We start from the raw sequence: 18,281 nt of genomic DNA, 5'->3' as shown, positions 1-18,281 counted from the left end.
CTGTAAAGTAAAAAAAAGATTCCCTATTGTCTCCTTCCATCGGTTATGACAATAGCGAACCTTCTCCTTAAATCATGCTATTCCAATATATATTTTACTGTTCTTTACCACCCTGCAATAAATTTTCTGCTTCCTCTTCCGGCAATGCAAAAATATCCATCAGATTTTCGATATAGAAAAATCACTCTTTTTCTTTAATCATTTTAAACATCTGAACACGATTTCTGATACCCAGCTTCCGATAGATATTTAAGATATGCTTCTTTAATGTATTTACGCTTATGGACAATTCTTCACAGATGGTATGATTATCCTTTCCCTGCATCAGAAGCTGCAGTATCGTATGCTCCCGCTTTGTCAGTTCATATTTCTCTGTTACTTCTGTTATCGTTAGTTTCTCTGCCCTTTCATCCTTTTGCTGTCCGTCCTTATATAACCGGAATGCCAGATGGTCTTTCAACATGTCCAGAATAAAAATGTCATCATACTGGAAATTATCTTTTCCGATTGTCCGGTAAAAAGTGACAACGCCTAAAAATTCTTTATTTCTTCCCAATATCATCTGGATTGCATAATGCCAGTTATTTGGCCGGTACACCTTCTGATAATATTCTGTCTGTACCCTTTTTTCATCCGATATCATATCTGTTTCCCGGTACACCAGACTCTTTCCGCTATATACAATTCCGCGATTCGAATTCATTTCATCATACATCGAGGATTCATCATCACAATTATAAGTGACCGGTCTTACCAGATGCCTGCTCTCCTGGCTGTCTGCGAGAAAAAAATCTGCACTGTCAAAATCCAGCACCATCTTCATCTGCTCTAAAAACTGCTCCCGCATAATATCTGCATCTTCCGTCGTATAAATCTTATAAATAATACTATTTAAAATCATCCAGTCATTTGTCTCTAATGTTTTCAATCAATCACCCTCTTTAAGTATTTTTCAGATGTAAAAAGAGGGCATATTCTTTCGAATATACCCTCTTTGGTCTAAAACCATTATATTTTATGGCATTTTAAATTGCAAGTATTATTTTATTATTATTCATGAAAGATTACATTGCGGTACTTATTCAGTACCCGGAGTAATACACTGCCTAAAATCACACAAGTGATAACTTCTCCGATTCCGACAGTAAGTGCATTAAATGGAATCGACCAGTCAACGCCTTTATATTCTGTAATAAAGCCATAACCATAGCGTAATACAAAAGGTACAATCACCATATTTGCAATAACCGGCGGCCATGTACATGCGAATTTATGCTTTCTTAATGCATAAGTTCCAAACGCTCCAATCAAAGTTGCAATGCTTCCGCACACAACATCCACCGGAATCCCGCCTGTCAGCATATTTGCCAGAAAACATCCCAGCCATAATCCCGGAATTGCTGCAGTCGTAAATACTGGCAGAATACATAATGCTTCTGAAATACGCACCTGAATCGTACCGGATGCCAGTCCTGCAATACTGCTAAGATAAGTCAGTGCCACATAGATTGCTGCAATTAACGCAGCCTGCACAATAAATAATACTTTTTTGTTTCTCATATTCTTTTGTCTCCTCTAGTTTTGTTTTACGAGTGGAAGGTCTCGAACACTCGGTTTCTTCTTCCCCTAAGACCTTGGTTTTACGGGGTACTTGCAACGTTTGAAAGTGTATCACAGAACTCGTCTAATTGCAAGCGATTGTATTCACCCACAAAGAGACCACAAAGAGAGGCTGCCTTTCGGCAACCTCTCTTTGCGCTTAATTATATTTTGTATGAGGAAATGGAAAAAAAGAATTACTTGTATTTTTATTAGCCCTTTACACCACCAAGTGCTACACCTGCTACAATATACTTTGAAAGGATAAGGTAAGCAATAATTAATGGAAGTACCGTTACGGTAAGGCCTACATATACAACACCGTAATCTACACGGAACTGATCAGATGTCAGCATCTGTACAAACAATGGAAGTGTTTTCTTCTCATCAGTTGTTAACATGATGGTTGGGGTAAAGAGGTTATTCCACTGTGCAATAAACTGGAAGATTGCCTGTGTTGCTACTGCCGGTTTCATAATCGGCATGATAATGGTATTGAAAATCCGGAATTCTCTTGCTCCGTCAATTCGTGCAGCTTCAATCATTTCAATGGATAAGGTACTTTCCATATACTGTTTCATGAAGAATACAACTGCCGGTGCTGCGATACAAGGAATAATCAATGGGATATAAGTATCTACCAGATTCAGTTTTAACATAAAACGGTAGAAACCAATGATTGTAATCTGGTTCGGCACCATCATGATTGCCATGATGAACGCCCATGCAAACTTCTTTGCTTTGAAGTTATATACATGAATTCCATAAGCTGTCATACAGGAACAATATACTGCAAGGAAGGTACCTGGTACTGTGATACATAAGGAGTTAATCATTGCTCTTCCTAATGTTAATCTCATACCATTCTGCTTCTGAAGAAGCATGTTCCAGTTCTCCATCAGGTGGGAGGAAGGAATCAAGGATACACCTGCCTGAATATCTCCAGAAGTTCTGGTCGCATTCATAACCATTAAAAGGAATGGCAGTAAACTAAGGAGACAGAAGAGGATACAAATCAAACCTCGGATTGCTCTTTTTGTATGTAATACTTTCGAATAACTTTTCTGTTTTGGCTGGGATGTCTGTCCGCTCATTGCCATATCAAAACTTGCCATTATCGATTCCCTCCTTTCTTATGTTTCTTCTCGCTCCGATCCGTCATCGTTCCGAAGAAGATAAGACTAATAATCAAGGTCAGAATAAACAGGAATACAGATACTGCTGCTGCCTTACCTACATCACTCTGATATAATCTCATGATGTACATTGCCATTGTTGTGGATGAATCATCCGGCTGTCCGATAAGTCCTGACTTACTGACATTGAATAATGCCGGGATATCGTACATCTGTAAACCACCGATTGCGGAAGTAATCAATACGTATAACATAATCGGTTTTAATAATGGAAGTGTTAAATAACGGAATTTCTTCCATCCGGTTGCTCCATCGATATCAGCCGCTTCATAAAGACTTGGGTCAATTCCCAAAACTCCTGATATCAGCAACAGGGTTGTATTTCCATACCACATCCAGAAGAGGATAAATGATATTAATCCCCGCGTTCCGCCGACGCTTGTCATAAAGTTAAATTTCTGTGAAATGATTCCCATATCACGTAAAGTCTGTGTAATTGGTCCATACTGGGAAAACATTGCATTGAATAAAACAGATACAGACGCTGCTGTGATAATACTAGGTAAGTAAATAATAATTTTGTATGCGCCCTGAGCTTTTAATTTTACAATGTTATCAGTCAGCCATACTGCCAGTAACAATGAAACTAAAATCTGTGGAATAAAGTTACATACCCACATTGTCAGTGTATTTTTCAAATAAATCAATGCATATCCTTTTTCACCGGCTGTCAGTCCGAGAATATTTTTGAAATTGTCTAATCCGCAAAATTCAATAAATTCTCTACCGTTTCTCTTATAGTAGCTTAATGTACTATAGTAAAATGTATTAAATAACGGCCATAACTGAAACAGACAATATGCAATGAAGAATGGGGCGATAAAGAAGTATCCATATCTGCCATATTCAATATGTTTACGTTTTTTCTTTTTGTCCATCTTTGCCAACTCCTCTCAATCCATCTTCCATTTCCCTATATTTTAAAATAACTCTCCAATAGTTTTGTTTATAAATGCTGCCCTTCCCATGCCGGAAAGGGCAGCATAGTTATTGTTCTTTTACTGATTATTCAGCTTTTAAGTATGAATAGGAGTCATGTACTGCGGATTTGAAATCTGAGATTGCAGTATCTTTATCCTTGTTTCCTGCTGCATACTCTTTCACCTGAGTAGACCAAGCAGAGTTGATGTTCTGATCTTCTGCTGTTGCATTCTTAGCACTGATGGAATCAGCCATTGGTAAGTAGAATGCCATGATATCCTGACCAGCTGCTTCATATAAGTAGTCACATGTTGCGCCTGCTTCAGAAATCTTCTTAACAGCTTCTTTGTTGTTTACGAAATCACTGTTCTTTGCATTGATAGATACCATGAAGTCTGTGTCACAGGTAAATGCTTTGATAATTGTTCCAGCCATTTCCTTGTCTGCACAGTTAGCTGTTGCTGCAAGTCCTGTACCACCCCAGTAGAACTGTTCCGGAGCATTTACAAGGATTGTGTTACCTTTCCAGGTATCTTTTAAGCTCCAGTATGTGAACCATGGGCATCCACAGTAAGCAACTGCTGCATTAGATGTCTCGCCGTCACCTTCCATGTTTGCATACCAGTCTGTTGACCACTGGTCTGTTTCATAGGTTAATCCTTCGTCTACCATTGTCTTAGCAAGTTCCATATACTGTGTCATGTTATCATCAACAGAAATAACATCGTCATCGCCATACCAGCCGGTTGCTCTTGAGTTAGAAAGTACACGGAAGCACTCATCATAACCGGAGAACAGTTTACATTTTCCATTAGATGCATCATTTACTTTTCTTGCTGCATCAAGAACACCATCCCATGTAGAGAACATTGTGCTTAATTCATTTACATCAGTTGTTCCAAGATATTTCTCACAAAGGTCTGCTCTTAACTGGAAACATCCAGGAGTAGCCTGCCAGAATAATGCTTTTACATTGTTTGCATCAGAAGAATCTTCGCCGGATACAGTTCCAAGATCCAGATTGTACTGATACTGATTTGCATAATCATCTGCTGTAATTCCACAGTCACCAACTGAGGTCAGCCAGTCACTGTTTACATATTTCAAAACGTAGTCAACCTCAAGTCCCATCAGGTCTGGATACAATTCATTATCAGGATCATCTAAGATTTCATCAATCTTTGTCTGATAATAATCAGATCCACCTGCATTTACGAATACGATACGTTTTGCAAGGTCTGGGTACTGCTCTGCAAACGGTCCATCCAAAATGTTCTTGATGTCATCGTTCCAGCCCCATACTACGAATGCATCATCTGCACTTGGATCACCGGTGATGGTGTTCTCTACTTCTGTAGAATCAGAACCACTGTCTGTGTCCGTATCTGCATCTGCTGTTCCTTCTGTGTTGGATGCATCATTGTTCGCATCCTTTGTGTCATCCCCTGATCCACATCCAGCTACCATAGCTGCTACCATGGATACGCATAATAAAGTACTGATAAGTTTCTTTTTCATTGAGTTCTCCTCCTTCTCATTTTTCATCCTCCTCGGATGTTGTTTCAGGCAGCTCTCCTACCGACTGGCCGGTAATCAATGTGCCCTCTATAACGACTCTCTCTATGAGAGTAGTTCTCGGTTTCTCGATGGCATCAATCAGACGCCGTGCTGCTTCTCTTCCTATTTCTTCTGTATCCTGACGAATCGTTGTGATTCTCGGATGAGATAACTGGGAAATTCTTGTTCCGTCATATCCTGCAATAGAAACATCTTCCGGGATATGCATCCCACGTTCCATAATCACGTTTTTCCCTCCGATTAAAGAGGTGTCATCCGGATAAAGAATACAGGTTGGCGGGTCATCCATATCAAGTAAAATTTCTGTCTGCTCCGCCGCTCCCTTTGTTTCCAGATAAGCAGCTTCCCGAATGTAATCTTCATTTACCTTAATATGAAGTTCTTCCATCGTCCGGTAAAAGCTTGTAAGTCTTTCTCTTGTTACATTCGAGTTTTTCTGTCCATGTATGTAAGCAATTTTTCGGTGACCCTTCTTATATATATACTTCAGCAGCTCTTCCATTCCTTTTACATTATTGGAACAAACTGCTGTGCAATTGTAATGTGTATAATCAATGGTCACTACCGGGAATGCACTGTTCATTAATTCAAGCACTCCCTGGCTGGCAAAATCAGCACACACGATAACGATTCCTTCAAAGTTCCGGTATCTGCAATGTTCAAAAAATGAGGTTTTCTTTACTCCGTAACTGTTGTTGATAAATGTTACATCATATCCCATCTTCTCAACCTGCACCTTAATTCCATTTAGCACACCTGAAAAATATTCATGTGTCAGACCACTTCCTGCTTCTTCCTGAAACAGGACTCCTACGTTGTAGGAACGGTTGGTCTTTAATGCTCTGGCAGCTGCATTTGGAAAATACCCCATCCGCTCTGCTGTCTCTCTTACTCTTGCTTTTGTTTCTTCTCCAATATCATGTTGTCCATTCAGTGCTTTGCTAACTGTTGCAGTTGATACACCACATTCTTTCGCAATGTCTTTTAAAGATACCATCTTTTGCACCTCACTGTTTCGAGTTGCTTTTCTTAATCGTTTTCGTAGCTTTATCATAACATATCCAGAGTGAAATGCAACCATTTTTTGTATATTTGTAACAGTTATCCAGTTTTAAGTCGTCAGTTTTGTGCATTTTTTACTAATCTTGTTTTCTTTCTTCTATATTAAGTCGATTTTTTTCTTTCTCTTTACTTAATCGTTATCACTCTGTGTTTTCGATTCATATGACAAAAAGCTGTCATTTTCGCTCTTTTCTCCTAAAATGCATACTTTCTTCAATATTTCTGTTGCTTTTTCCTGATTCTTATATTATACTCAACCTAAAGAAATACCTCTCTTAATCGTTTTCGGACTTATTGTATTTAAGGAGGTTATTTAATTATGAAATTTGGACATTTCGATGATGCAGCGAAAGAATATGTCATCACTTCCCCAAAGACTCCACTTCCATGGATCAACTATTTAGGATGTGAAGATTTCTTTTCACTGGTTTCTAACACCTGCGGAGGATACAGTTTCTATAAAGATGCCAAGCTCCTTCGTCTTACAAGATATCGTTACAACAATATTCCTTATGACAGCAATGGACATTATTACTATATCAAAGACGGTGACACCATCTGGAATCCGGGATGGATGCCAGCCAAGACTGAATTAGATTCCTATCAGTGCCGGCATGGATTAGGCTACTCTGTTTTTGAGGGAAGCAAAAATCAGTTATCCGCAGAGCTGACCATGTTTGTTCCTATGGGAAATACCTGTGAGATTAACAAACTGACACTGACCAACCACGGCAGCGAACACAAAGAAATTTCCGTATTCTCTTATGTAGAATTCTGTCTTTGGAATGCCATGGATGATATGACAAACTTCCAGCGTAACTTCAGTACTGGTGAAGTGGAAATTCACGGCTCTGCCCTTTATCATAAGACAGAATACCGCGAACGCCGTAATCATTATGCGGTATATGCTGTAAATACCCAGCTTGCCGGATTCGATACCGACCGTGAATCTTTCCTTGGTGCTTATGGCGAAAATTCCGCGCCGGAAGTTGTCATAAACGGAACCTCTAAGAACTCTGTAGCAAGCGGCTGGTCTCCGATTGGTTCCCACCATATCAAGGTTTCTCTTGCACCGGGCGAATCAAAATCCTTTGTTTTTGTACTGGGTTATGTAGAGAATCCGGTTGCCGAGAAATGGGATGGTCCTGCTGAAAACGGATGCATCAACAGAAAACCGGCAGAAGAATTATTAAAACGTTTTGATACCACAGAAAAAGCTGACGCTGCTTTAGCAGAATTAAAAGAATACTGGAATAACCTTTTAAACCACTTTACCGTATCTTCTTCCGAAGAGAAGTTAGACCGTATGGTAAACATCTGGCATCAATATCAGTGTATGGTTACCTTTAATATGTCACGTTCCGCTTCCTATTTCGAATCCGGAATTGGACGAGGCATGGGCTTCCGTGATTCCTGTCAGGATCTTTTAGGATTTGTTCATCTGATTCCGGACCGTGCAAGACAGCGTATTTTAGATATCGCATCTACCCAGTTTGAGGATGGAAGTGCTTACCATCAGTATCAGCCACTTACCAAAAAAGGAAATGCTGATATCGGAAGCGGATTCAATGATGACCCGTTATGGCTCATTGCCGGTACTGCTGCTTATATCAAGGAGACCGGAGATTACTCCATTTTAGATGAAATCACTCCTTATGATAATGACGAAAGCAAAGCAACCGATTTTATGGAACATTTAAGACGTTCCTTCAACTATACCAGAACACACTTAGGACCACATGGACTTCCTCTGATTGGACGTGCTGACTGGAATGACTGTCTGAACTTAAACTGCTTCTCAGAAGAGCCGGGTGAATCCTTCCAGACCTTCGGACCATCTGAGGGACCAAATGCAGAGTCTGTATTTATCGCAGGCATGTTTGTAAAATATGGTAAAGATTATGTAGAAATCTGCAAACACAGAGGTCTGGAAGAAGAAGCCAAAGAAGCGGAAGAAGCAATTGCTTCCATGGAAAAAACCGTTCTCGATGCCGGCTGGGATGGCGAATGGTTCTTAAGAGCTTACGACCACTACAAACAGAAAATCGGTTCCAAAGAATGTGACGATGGTAAAATCTTTATCGAGCCGCAGGGATTCTGTGTTATGGCAGAAATCGGACTGAAAGAAGGCAATTGTCTTCAGGCAATGCAGTCTGTTGAAAAATACTTAGATACCAAATACGGTATTGTACTGCTGCAGCCACCTTATCACAAATACCATGTAGAGCTCGGTGAAATTTCTTCCTATCCACCTGGATACAAAGAAAATGCAGGTATCTTCTGTCACAACAATCCATGGATTTCCATTGCAGAAACAGTCGTTGGACGTGGCGACCGTGCATGGCAGGTATACACCAGAACCTGTCCTGCTTATATCGAAGATATCAGCGAAATCCACCGCACTGAGCCATATGTGTACTCTCAGATGATTGCCGGAAAAGATGCACCAAACTTCGGTGAAGCAAAGAACAGCTGGCTTACCGGTACTGCTGCATGGACTTTCCTTGATGTATCCCAGTATATCTTAGGTATCCGTCCGGATTATGATGGTCTTGTAATTGACCCATGTATTCCATCTACTTTATCCGGTTTTACCGCAAAACGTGATTTCCGTGGTGTAACTTATCACATTCAGGTAAAGAATCCAAATGGCGTACAGAAAGGTGTCAAGGTTCTTACTGTAGATGGTGTTATTGCTGATGGCAATATGATTCCATTTGATCCGTCTAAGAAAGAAGTTACTGTTGAAGTAATTATGGGTTAAACAAAATACCTCCCTTTATTTATCTTATATAAAATCAATCCATGATTCAAAAGAAGGGCGTATGAAAAAACGAAAGTTTTTTCATACGCCCTTCTTCTATATACTTCTTTTATAACCTGCTGCTCTTACAATTCACAGGTATTAACGGTTCTTGGGAACGGAATGACATCACGGATGTTTGCCATACCGGTAAGATACATAACGCATCTTTCAAATCCAAGTCCGAAGCCTGCATGTCTTGCAGAACCATATTTACGTAAATCAAGATAGAAGCTGTAATCTTCCTCTTTTAATCCAAGTTCATGGATTCTTTCTAATAATTTATCGTAGTCATCCTCTCTCTGGCTTCCTCCGATAATTTCTCCGATTCCTGGCACCAGACAGTCAACTGCTGCAACTGTCTTGCCATCCTCATTGAGTTTCATATAGAAGGCTTTGATTTCCTTTGGATAATCTGTTACAAATACCGGTCTCTTGAAAACCTGCTCTGTTAAGAAACGCTCATGCTCGGTCTGAAGGTCACAGCCCCAGGATACCTTATAATCAAATTTATCATTATTCTTCTCCAGAAGTTCAATGGCTTCTGTATAAGTCACTCTTGCGAAATCGGAATGTAATACATTATTCAGCCGTTCAATCAGTCCCTTGTCTACGAAGGAATTAAAGAACTGCATTTCTTCCGGTGCATGTTCCATAACATAGGAAATAATATATTTCAGCATACTCTCTGCCAGTACCATGTCATCTTCCAGATCTGCAAATGCAATTTCCGGCTCAATCATCCAGAACTCTGCAGCATGTCTTGTAGTATTGGAATTCTCTGCCCTGAAGGTTGGTCCAAAGGTATAAATATTTTTGAACGCCAGTGCAAAGGTCTCTCCGTTTAACTGTCCACTTACGGTAAGATTGGTTGGTTTTCCAAAGAAATCCTGTGTATAATCAATGCTTCCATCTTCCTTGTGTGGAATGTTATTTAAGTCCATGGTAGTAACCTGGAACATTTCTCCCGCACCCTCACAGTCACTTCCGGTAATCAGCGGAGTGTGTACATAGACAAAGTCCCTCTCCTGGAAGAACTTATGAATTGCATATGCAATCAGGGAACGTACACGGAATACTGCCTCAAAGGTATTGGTACGTGGTCTTAAATGTGAAATAGTTCTTAAATATTCGAAGCTGTGACGTTTCTTCTGTAACGGATAATCCGGTGCAGATGCGCCTTCAATTACGATTTCCTCTGCCTGAATTTCAAATGGCTGTTTTGCTTCCGGTGTAGCTTCCAGCACTCCGGTAACAACAATAGCTGCACCAACATTAATTTTGGTAAGCTCCTGAAAATTCTCCAGTCCGTCTGCATATACTACCTGCAGTGGCTCAAAGAAAGTTCCGTCATTTACTACGATAAATCCGAAGTTTTTAGAATTACGGTTACTTCTTACCCAGCCTCCGACGGTAATCTTCTTACCTACATAATCTTCCTGATGGTGAAATAAATCTCTGATGTCAACAAGTTCCATTTTTCTATCCCCCTTAGATAAAAAATTTTCTAATCCTTTTTAGTTTTCTGTATTTAATTCAGTATCTGTAACATTTTCTGTTCCTGCCTCATCTTCAACAGTTGCACTGTCAACTACTTTCTGAAGTGCCAGATTGCATACATATACTTTCTTTAAATATTCTTTTCCGCTGTCTGCGCTCAATCCATATGATTTGTATAATGTGGATTCATCGCTGTAGCTGTAATTGCTCATAAGATTTCCAACGTAGCTGTCAAAGCCATCCTGGTCAAACTCAATGCCTTCCTTTTCTGCAATTGCCTCTAAAATCATCTGTGTCTTAAGATCTGATGTCACTTCGTCAGTTACATTGCTTACAAATTCATCATAATCCTGATTTGCTGTATTTTCCACATAATCCTTAAGGCTGCTTCCATCGCTGCAGTAATAGGATTCATACTGTGCCATTACTTCTTCCATACGGGCATCCAGAAGTCCATCCGGAAGTTCCTTTACGGTACATACCTCTCCTAACTTGTCCATTACTGCAGAACGGATTGCAGATTTCTTAGAGGATTCCTTAGAAGATTCCAGATAATTGCGTGCATCTGCCTTCATCTCATCTACCGTATCATAGCCAAGGCTGGCCTTAGCATTGACATATGCCACATATTCATCTGTCATATTGTCATAAGTAATATCCTGCTTCTCAACAATTTTATTGATGGTTACATTAAACACAACCGCCTGTCCTGCCAGGTCTGTATTTTTATAGCTTTCCGGAAATGTAAGATTCAAGGTTACTTTATCCCCTACTTTTGCACCAATCAGTCCTTCTTCGAAGCCGTCAATAAACGTATTGCTTCCAATCTCTAAGACCGTATCTGTTGCAGTTCCACCACTGAATGCCACGCCATCTTTTAATCCTTCATAATCGATATTTACAGCATCTCCATCCTCTACCACTGTTTTATCCGTATCTGCATAGTACGGATAGTTGGTAATTACGCTATTCTCAATAAAAGTCTTCACATCATCATCACTTACGGAATAATCGTCTGTCAAAGCTACTGATAATCCCATATAATCGCCCAGTTCCACATAATCAAGCGGGTCAAAATCAATTGCCGCACTGGATACCACTTCTGTGCTCTCTGTATTCTCTACCGATTCACTTTTCTTGTCTTTTCCACAGCCAGTTACTGAAAATGCCAGTGTCAGGCATAACAATACTGCTACTAATTTCTTCTTCATGTTTATTTCCCTTCTGTCTTTCATTCAAAGGCTGGATTTTTCCAGTCAGTCATACTTTCTAAAGATACCACATTTTCACCGAAAATAAAAGCATTTCATAGAATTTTTCGCTTTTTCAGGTTGTCAATCCTGCCAATCAATGATACAATCATATTTGGATTTTACTTAAGGAGGTTTTCATCGTGCCAAAATTTGCGATTGTATTATTAACAATACTGATTATTATGATTATTGCCCTGATTGTTCTTTATTTTGTGGGCAAACGAGCTCAGAAAAAGAAAGAAGAACAGGATGCCCAGATTGCAGCAGCAGCACAGACCATTTCCATGCTGATTATCGATAAGAAGAAGATGCGGCTTAAAGATTCCGGTCTTCCGGCAAATGTCATTGCCCAGACCCCGAAAATGCTCCGCCGTTCCAAACTTCCAATCGTCAAAGCAAAGGTTGGTCCAAAGGTTATGACTTTAATCTGTGACGGACAGATTTTTGATTCTGTTCCGGTTAAGAAGGAAGTAAAAGCTACTGTCAGCGGGCTTTACATTACTGCAGTAAAAGGAATGCGTGGTCCTATTGAAGCGCCTGCCAAAAAGAAAAAAGGCTTTATGGCAAAGTTAAAAGAAAAAGCTGGTAAATAAAATAACTTGAGCTGGGTTTTCACCCAGCTCTATTTTTATACATCCAGCTACGCAAGACTGAATTCGCCTTTTTCTTTTGATGCAATCTTCATCTTAATGGTACAGTCTGCCAGATGCTCATAGTTTACCTCCAATGCATAATCTATCTGCACATCAATACAATGTTCTGTCTCTTCCACTTTAATATCCTTTGCATCAATTCCAACCAGAAGATTTCCAAATGGCGTTCCATAATAAGACATATTTTTCCGGTTCTTTTCAAAGACCATGTGTACATTGGAAACTCCTTTTTTTGTAATATCAATACAGTTTTCCTGCATCTTGATTATATTCTTTGTGCTTCCTTCAAAACCTTCATTTACTTCTTCATACAGCACATAATGTTTTCCGTTTTTCTGGTAATAATCCCCTACTGTAATCACTTCAACCGGCTCTGCTTCTCCTTCTGCCGGCATCTGTAATCCGCTGATTGATACAATTACATCTTTTGTCATCTAATCCGCTCCTTCTATAGAAATCCAGGTCAGTATAGCACTATTTATCCCAGAAATCCAGCCATTTCCATGAAATCTTATAATTCTTCTCTTCCATCAGGGACTGATATTCCGTCTCACTTAAGGTATCCTTCAATACCTTTTCTGATTTACCATCCACAACCTCATAGACACTTCCTTCAAAGCACATATTCGGATACATAACACACCACCAGTTATGTCCCATGCCTGCTCCGATAATCACTTCCAGTGCCTGATAAGTTCCCGCCGGGAACGTATAACTGCCATAGGTCTTTACCGGGAATTCCACGGAAGATAATTTCACCTCTACCGGATAATCATAACCCTCCTGCCGGATGACTTCTTTTGCAATATGTATGATTTCCGGGAAATGTTCTCTTGCAATCCGGCTGCTTTCTTCGGCTGTCTTAGCATCCTGCAAAAGTTCTCCCATTTCTTTTCCAACCGCATCCCGCACCTTAAGTTTTAGTGCCTGATCTGCTTCCCCATCACTGTTTGCCCTGACATGGAAACGCAGAATCTTTTCTGCAATGTCCTCCTGCATTCTTCGCCCCTCATAAGCCTTTTTCGCACTGCCTGCCGTAAATACCAACAGTAATAACAGCATGCCATAGAACAACGCCCTTTTTAAATATAATTTTTTTCGGTTATATTCTTTCATGGTAAAACTCCTTTTCATGTTTCTGATTTCTGATTTCTTATTTCTGCTTTTCCTTGCTACGCTTTCTTTAGCCATACCATTCTGACTTTCTATCTGGAATATAACCGAAAAAATTTTTTCTATACATTTTGATAACTTTTTTGGGGAGAAAATTTTATGTAGAAATGGGGTGGGGTTGTAAATTTTTCTTGGTGGGATGCGGCTGAGCTTGTAACTTTTCTTTTTGGGGACACGGTTGAGTTTGCGACTTTTCTCTCAAAAGTCGCTGGTGAAGTTGATTTGGGTATAATTTAAGAAAAATGACTCTTTTTTGCCCAATCTCCTCTGCTGTTATCTCCGAAGTTCTCTCGGTTTGGGTAAGATTCTAGAAAAATGAAGTCTTTTTACCCAATCAGAAGTAAATAACAAAGACTATGCTTCCTTCTGCAACTCATTTTGGGCAAAAAGTAATGTAATCTTTCTGTTTTTGCCCAATCTAAGTCAAATTAATAAATTAACTTAAGAAATAATCGGCTGCCATCCGCATCACCAGAACCAGACATCTTACAAAGATGTTTCCAATGTTACCAGTGTAACCGGGTGTCCAGCATCCTACGGAGATGTCACCAGCGTGACATCCCAATGATATTCCACTGTCAGGTTTTTCCGGTAACCGCTCCAATCCTTCTGAAACTGCAAATAAATATCCCTTGCATATGCCCCTAATTTATAATAACTGTTTGTTCCATCTGCATTCTGATTCTGTTGCAATTTTTCTGTCATGGCATCCATCTTTTCTTCCAAAGTCTGCTCTATTTCTGCTTCCACTTCCAGCAGTGCATTTTCATCCTGACTGTCTGTATGAAGGTCTTCCAATTTTTCATCCCTGTGCTTTGTTTTCTGCAGCAGTTCCCTGTTGCCCTGATACTTTCCATCCGCCTTTATTGTAACGGTTTCCGTCACCTGGCCATTCTGCTCCGTAAAAGCATAGCTGCAGCATAAATTACTAAGTGTTACACTTTCTGCATCTTCAAGTGAAATGCTGTAGCTTTTCATCTTCTGCTCTGAGAGCAAAGCCAGTTCTCCCGTTTCCCGGTCCACTTTGCCTGCTGCCATCCTGCCCTGCATCAGATAGTATTTTTCCAGTATCATTTTATCTTCTGCACAGTTAATATAGGGAATCCACAGATTTTCGTTCTCATTTTCCCATATCCGGAACAGGCTGCCCAGGGTAACTGCCTCACTGTCCTTAAAACGTTCATCCGAGGCAATTCTTTCATTCAGATAAGTTCCTACCGGCTCTTTTAAAACTGTATCCATCTCCATCACCTGATCCGGTTCATCCTCCGTAACAAAAAGCAGCGTATTCCTCGAAAAAAGATTTTCCTCTTCCAGATACCCAAGAAATGCCCCCAGCCGCTTTTCATCCTCTAAAAGCGACCGGTTTAGAATCAATGCCTTTAAATGGTTATAATCCATCTCTCCAGGATTTTCCCCATCTGCATGCAAAAACAGCTCCATGCAGTCTTTTCCTTCCGCCAGAAGTACCGATGTATTCTCTTTTTCGCTTTTCTCATCTGCCACATCCTTAAGCTGCTCAAAGCCAAATGCCATCTGATAGTTCTCCTTTGTCAAAGTCACTGCTGCTGCCAATGGAAAATTCCGTTCTTCCAACTCTGTATTTCCACAGCCGCCAAAGCATAAGACTGCCAAAAATATCATGGAAACAATTGTCACGATCCTATTTTTCATACTGCTGCTCCTTTCCACCATTTTTTCCACTATCCTTTTTCACTATCCCTTTTCACTATCCCTTTTCCCGGCATTTACTTATCTCTCCAATGCACAGCGGAAGAATTACCGTCAACGGAAGAAATGCAATTGCCTGAATCCATATAAACATTATTTTCCACTCCGGTAGCCGGTAAAAAAGTAATGTGACTGCAAATGTAAGAACCATTACACTTGGTATTATCAATTTTTCTATACTTTTCGCATCGGCTTTTCCCGGAATCGCTTCATTTTTCCCATCCGCTTTTTGGCGCCCTTCCTTTTGCCATACAGCTTTCAGCAAATCCGAGGCATAAAACATTCCGGTATTGATAAATGCGTAAATTGTAAAGAACCAGATTGCTACCATAAAGGCATCCTGCCGTTCGAAGAAACCGCCTGGCAGTTTTATCATGCTCATTAATGTAATTGCCGGATATTTCATTTTCGGCAGCATGCCACTGCCAAAGATGCCAAGCGTAATCAGATAGATTGCAGCATTAAAAATCACTGTAACACAAAGGCTTTTCCGGCATGTTCGTCCTACACGGACATTTTCTGCAAGATAGGGCTGTAAAAACAAAACAAATGCCATTGTGCCATACAGAAGCACAACTGCCGCTGTCCCTTTAACAAAGTTTCCCCAGGAATGTACCATTACCGGAGTCCAGTAAATCGTATTGACATCCTTTGTTGCCAGAAGCAGCATTAAAATAAGTGGAAGAAATACAAACCAGAACAGGATTTCATACACCCGGGCACGCCCTTCGATGCCCTGCCAGATTCCATAGCCACATAAAAGCATTAGTAAAACTGCTGCCAGCACAAATGAACTATCCTTTAACAATTCACTCACCATCAGGTCACTTAAAAGAAATAAGCCATAGCCCGCCAGCAGAATCCCCTCGACTGTATAGACTACCAGTACAAAAATGCGAATAAAACCATTTCCTTGCTTCTTTAAAATCTCCGGATAACTTTTCCCGATATTACTGATATTGCTGGTGTTACTGCCATTTCTGGTATTACTGTTTTTCCGCTTTTCCTGTAGCAGCTCTGGAAGAAAGGTAAATAGATACACCGGCACTGCTCCCAGCAATATGGCAAATACGCCGTCTGTCCCAAGCATTTTTCCTAACAGTCCGGGAAGCAGCAACGTACTGATTCCGCACATATCAAAAATCAGGAGCCTTGCCATCTGCCTCTCTGATATTTTCTGATTTTCTGAAAACATAATTACTTTTTCCTCCTAAGCCGCAGACGATTGTGGCGTCTCGCAAAAACCGGTCTGTGCCGCAATTGATATAATGGCAGACGCAGCAGACTGTCCCGCTCATCCTGATAATCCGTTACATCTGCGCCTACAAAGGGCATCAGATATGGAATGCCAAAACTCTGAAGATGCGACAGATGAATGAGTACCGCAAGTAAAGCCATCAAAAAGCCGAAAAAGCCCAGCCACGCACACATGGCAATAAAGAAAAATTTCAAGATGCGAAATGCTGTTGCAAATTCTTCATTGGGTACCGCAAAGGAACACAGTGCTGTAAATGCCACCACAATTACCACGATAGGACTGACCAGATTTGCTTCCACCGCCGCCTGTCCGATAATCAGCCCACCGACAATTCCTATGGTATTCCCCATAGCTCCCGGAAGGCGCACGCCTGCTTCCCGCAACAGTTCAAAGGATAACTCCATCAAAAGTACCTCCACCACCCCGGGAAACGGCACTCCCTGTCTTGCTGCTGCAAAGGATAACAGCAATTTCGTCGGCAGTATCTGTGTATGAAAATTACAGACCGCAAGATACAGTCCCGGTAATGTCATGGCAAAAAAAGAAGCCAGAAAACGTAAAATTCTTCCCAATGATGCAATTTCCCAGCGGTTGTAATAGTCATCACTGGTCTGTATGAAGGAGTTATAATCCGTCGGCAGAATCAGTGCAATTGGTGAATTATCCGCAATCAGCACTACCCTTCCCTCTAAAATTGCCATAGCTGCCCGGTCCGGCCGCTGTGTGGTCTGAAACTGCGGAAATGGAGAATACCATTTTTCTTCTGTAAGCTGTTCAATGATTCCACTGTCTAAGACTCCGTCAATTTCAAATCCGTCAAGCCGCTTTTCTACCTCCTCTAAAACTCCTGGATAAATCAAATCCTCCATATACATCAAATCCACATTGGTCTTACTGCGCAGCCCTATCTTTTTCTCTTTTACCTTCACTTTCGGAGAACGAATCCTTTTACGTACTAATGCCGTATTCGCTTTTACGGACTCGGTAAATCCTTCATTAGAGCCCCTGATTACCTTTTCTGAATTTACTTCTGAAATTCCCATAGAAGGGTATCCCTTATCCGGAATCTTTAACGCTTTATCATAGCCATCTATAAATAGAATGGTATCTCCGGTCAAAAGACCTGCTGCTGCATCCGAAAAAGTATCAAAGGGCGTAACATCCGATAAGCCAAGGGCATTCTGCGACAGCCGCTCATAGACTTCTTTTTCATTATAATGACACAATTCGTTTAAAAGCCTGCCAACGAGAGATTTCTCAAAAATTGCTCCACCACCGGTTACCTCTATGTATGCTGCCATACACGCAATCTGCTGCTTCTGTCCAATCTTCATGTTTCGCATTTTAATATCCGCACACCCGGAAAATATCTTCTGAAAACGTGCAGCATTTTCCTGCAAACTGGTTGTAATTTCATCATTGTATTCTGCATTACGTTCTGTTGTATGTTCTGCGGTGTGTCCTGCGATATGCTTTGCAGTGTGCCCTGCGATTTTCTCTTCTTTCTGCTGCATAAATCAACTCCTTGGCATAATTTTTATAGTATCGGATGTC

Annotated in this window: 15 protein-coding genes; 2 read left to right on the top strand and 13 right to left on the bottom strand. The window is 40.5% G+C overall.

What is annotated here, in order from left to right; all coding sequences use genetic code 11:
* Window positions 1-181: 181 nt before the first annotated feature.
* From DWX96_RS09220 to DWX96_RS09195, 6 genes are all read right to left on the bottom strand, one after another.
* Complete coding sequence (locus DWX96_RS09220) at window positions 182-928, bottom strand: helix-turn-helix domain-containing protein (RefSeq protein WP_118057304.1); 747 nt, start codon at window positions 926-928, stop codon at window positions 182-184.
* A gap of 122 nt (window positions 929-1,050) precedes the next feature.
* Window positions 1,051-1,560, bottom strand: coding sequence for a QueT transporter family protein (locus DWX96_RS09215; protein WP_022243700.1), 510 nt, complete (start codon window positions 1,558-1,560; stop codon window positions 1,051-1,053).
* Between the two features lie 251 nt (window positions 1,561-1,811).
* Window positions 1,812-2,714: a carbohydrate ABC transporter permease gene (locus DWX96_RS09210; RefSeq protein WP_242986114.1), complete on the bottom strand. Its 903-nt coding sequence runs from the start codon at window positions 2,712-2,714 to the stop codon at window positions 1,812-1,814.
* Window positions 2,714-3,673, bottom strand: coding sequence for a carbohydrate ABC transporter permease (locus DWX96_RS09205; protein ID WP_117697995.1), 960 nt, complete (start codon window positions 3,671-3,673; stop codon window positions 2,714-2,716). Before DWX96_RS09205 ends, DWX96_RS09210 begins: the two co-directional genes overlap by 1 nt.
* A gap of 127 nt (window positions 3,674-3,800) precedes the next feature.
* Window positions 3,801-5,234 carry a hypothetical protein gene (locus DWX96_RS09200; RefSeq protein ID WP_147337977.1) on the bottom strand — a complete coding sequence of 478 codons (1,434 nt, stop codon included), beginning with the start codon at window positions 5,232-5,234 and terminating at the stop codon, window positions 3,801-3,803.
* 16 nt (window positions 5,235-5,250) lie between these two features.
* A complete protein-coding gene (locus tag DWX96_RS09195; protein WP_117697993.1) occupies window positions 5,251-6,291 on the bottom strand; it encodes a LacI family DNA-binding transcriptional regulator in 1,041 nt (346 codons plus the stop codon).
* Window positions 6,292-6,675: 384 nt separating this feature from the next.
* Between DWX96_RS09195 and DWX96_RS09190 the strand changes: the two genes are divergently transcribed.
* Entirely contained in the window at window positions 6,676-9,120 is a 2,445-nt protein-coding gene (locus DWX96_RS09190) for a GH36-type glycosyl hydrolase domain-containing protein (protein WP_117697992.1), read from the top strand.
* A 125-nt stretch (window positions 9,121-9,245) separates the two neighbouring features.
* Here the strand turns inward: DWX96_RS09190 and asnS are convergent, their stop codons facing one another.
* Both asnS and tig read right to left on the bottom strand, forming a co-directional pair.
* On the bottom strand, window positions 9,246-10,637 hold the full coding sequence (gene asnS / locus DWX96_RS09185) for an asparagine--tRNA ligase (RefSeq protein WP_117697991.1): 1,392 nt from the start codon (window positions 10,635-10,637) through the stop codon (window positions 9,246-9,248).
* Window positions 10,638-10,676: 39 nt separating this feature from the next.
* On the bottom strand, window positions 10,677-11,870 hold the full coding sequence (gene tig, locus DWX96_RS09180) for a trigger factor (protein ID WP_158561839.1): 1,194 nt from the start codon (window positions 11,868-11,870) through the stop codon (window positions 10,677-10,679).
* Between the two features lie 224 nt (window positions 11,871-12,094).
* Here tig and DWX96_RS09175 point away from each other — a divergent pair, with 224 nt between their 5' ends.
* Window positions 12,095-12,505 carry a hypothetical protein gene (locus DWX96_RS09175; RefSeq protein ID WP_117698024.1) on the top strand — a complete coding sequence of 137 codons (411 nt, stop codon included), beginning with the start codon at window positions 12,095-12,097 and terminating at the stop codon, window positions 12,503-12,505.
* Window positions 12,506-12,552: 47 nt separating this feature from the next.
* Here the strand turns inward: DWX96_RS09175 and DWX96_RS09170 are convergent, their stop codons facing one another.
* From DWX96_RS09170 to DWX96_RS09150, 5 genes are all read right to left on the bottom strand, one after another.
* Window positions 12,553-12,999, bottom strand: a complete 447-nt coding sequence (locus DWX96_RS09170) for a DUF1934 domain-containing protein (protein ID WP_118057301.1) — start codon at window positions 12,997-12,999, stop codon at window positions 12,553-12,555.
* A gap of 40 nt (window positions 13,000-13,039) precedes the next feature.
* Entirely contained in the window at window positions 13,040-13,681 is a 642-nt protein-coding gene (gene spoIIR, locus DWX96_RS09165) for a stage II sporulation protein R (protein WP_158561838.1), read from the bottom strand.
* Between the two features lie 591 nt (window positions 13,682-14,272).
* On the bottom strand, window positions 14,273-15,412 hold the full coding sequence (locus tag DWX96_RS09160) for a Ger(x)C family spore germination protein (protein ID WP_158561837.1): 1,140 nt from the start codon (window positions 15,410-15,412) through the stop codon (window positions 14,273-14,275).
* A gap of 55 nt (window positions 15,413-15,467) precedes the next feature.
* Window positions 15,468-16,664 (bottom strand): GerAB/ArcD/ProY family transporter, encoded by a 1,197-nt coding sequence (locus DWX96_RS09155; protein WP_118057298.1) that lies wholly within the window; start codon window positions 16,662-16,664, stop codon window positions 15,468-15,470.
* A gap of 2 nt (window positions 16,665-16,666) precedes the next feature.
* Window positions 16,667-18,241 carry a spore germination protein gene (locus tag DWX96_RS09150; RefSeq protein WP_118057297.1) on the bottom strand — a complete coding sequence of 525 codons (1,575 nt, stop codon included), beginning with the start codon at window positions 18,239-18,241 and terminating at the stop codon, window positions 16,667-16,669.
* Window positions 18,242-18,281 lie beyond the last annotated feature (40 nt).

The sequence above is a fragment of the Roseburia sp. AF22-2LB genome (assembly GCF_003461125.1).
GTDB lineage: Bacteria > Bacillota > Clostridia > Lachnospirales > Lachnospiraceae > Roseburia_C > Roseburia_C amylophila.
Note: the sequence above shows the minus strand (reverse complement) of the source record. Positions and strands in the feature narration are given on the sequence as shown.

Excerpts from the sequence above, each read along its gene's own strand:
- DWX96_RS09215 (WP_022243700.1), bottom strand. The coding sequence starts at position 1,560 with ATGAGAAACAAAAAAGTATTATTTATTGTGCAGGCTGCGTTAATTGCA.
- DWX96_RS09210 (WP_242986114.1), bottom strand. The coding sequence starts at position 2,714 with ATGGCAAGTTTTGATATGGCAATGAGCGGACAGACATCCCAGCCAAAA.
- DWX96_RS09205 (WP_117697995.1), bottom strand. The coding sequence starts at position 3,673 with ATGGACAAAAAGAAAAAACGTAAACATATTGAATATGGCAGATATGGA.
- DWX96_RS09200 (WP_147337977.1), bottom strand. The coding sequence starts at position 5,234 with ATGAAAAAGAAACTTATCAGTACTTTATTATGCGTATCCATGGTAGCA.
- DWX96_RS09195 (WP_117697993.1), bottom strand. The coding sequence starts at position 6,291 with ATGGTATCTTTAAAAGACATTGCGAAAGAATGTGGTGTATCAACTGCA.
- DWX96_RS09190 (WP_117697992.1), top strand. The coding sequence starts at position 6,676 with ATGAAATTTGGACATTTCGATGATGCAGCGAAAGAATATGTCATCACT.
- asnS (WP_117697991.1), bottom strand. The coding sequence starts at position 10,637 with ATGGAACTTGTTGACATCAGAGATTTATTTCACCATCAGGAAGATTAT.
- tig (WP_158561839.1), bottom strand. The coding sequence starts at position 11,870 with ATGAAGAAGAAATTAGTAGCAGTATTGTTATGCCTGACACTGGCATTT.
- DWX96_RS09175 (WP_117698024.1), top strand. The coding sequence starts at position 12,095 with ATGATTATTGCCCTGATTGTTCTTTATTTTGTGGGCAAACGAGCTCAG.
- DWX96_RS09170 (WP_118057301.1), bottom strand. The coding sequence starts at position 12,999 with ATGACAAAAGATGTAATTGTATCAATCAGCGGATTACAGATGCCGGCA.
- spoIIR (WP_158561838.1), bottom strand. The coding sequence starts at position 13,681 with ATGAAAGAATATAACCGAAAAAAATTATATTTAAAAAGGGCGTTGTTC.
- DWX96_RS09160 (WP_158561837.1), bottom strand. The coding sequence starts at position 15,412 with ATGAAAAATAGGATCGTGACAATTGTTTCCATGATATTTTTGGCAGTC.
- DWX96_RS09155 (WP_118057298.1), bottom strand. The coding sequence starts at position 16,664 with ATGTTTTCAGAAAATCAGAAAATATCAGAGAGGCAGATGGCAAGGCTC.
- DWX96_RS09150 (WP_118057297.1), bottom strand. The coding sequence starts at position 18,241 with ATGCAGCAGAAAGAAGAGAAAATCGCAGGGCACACTGCAAAGCATATC.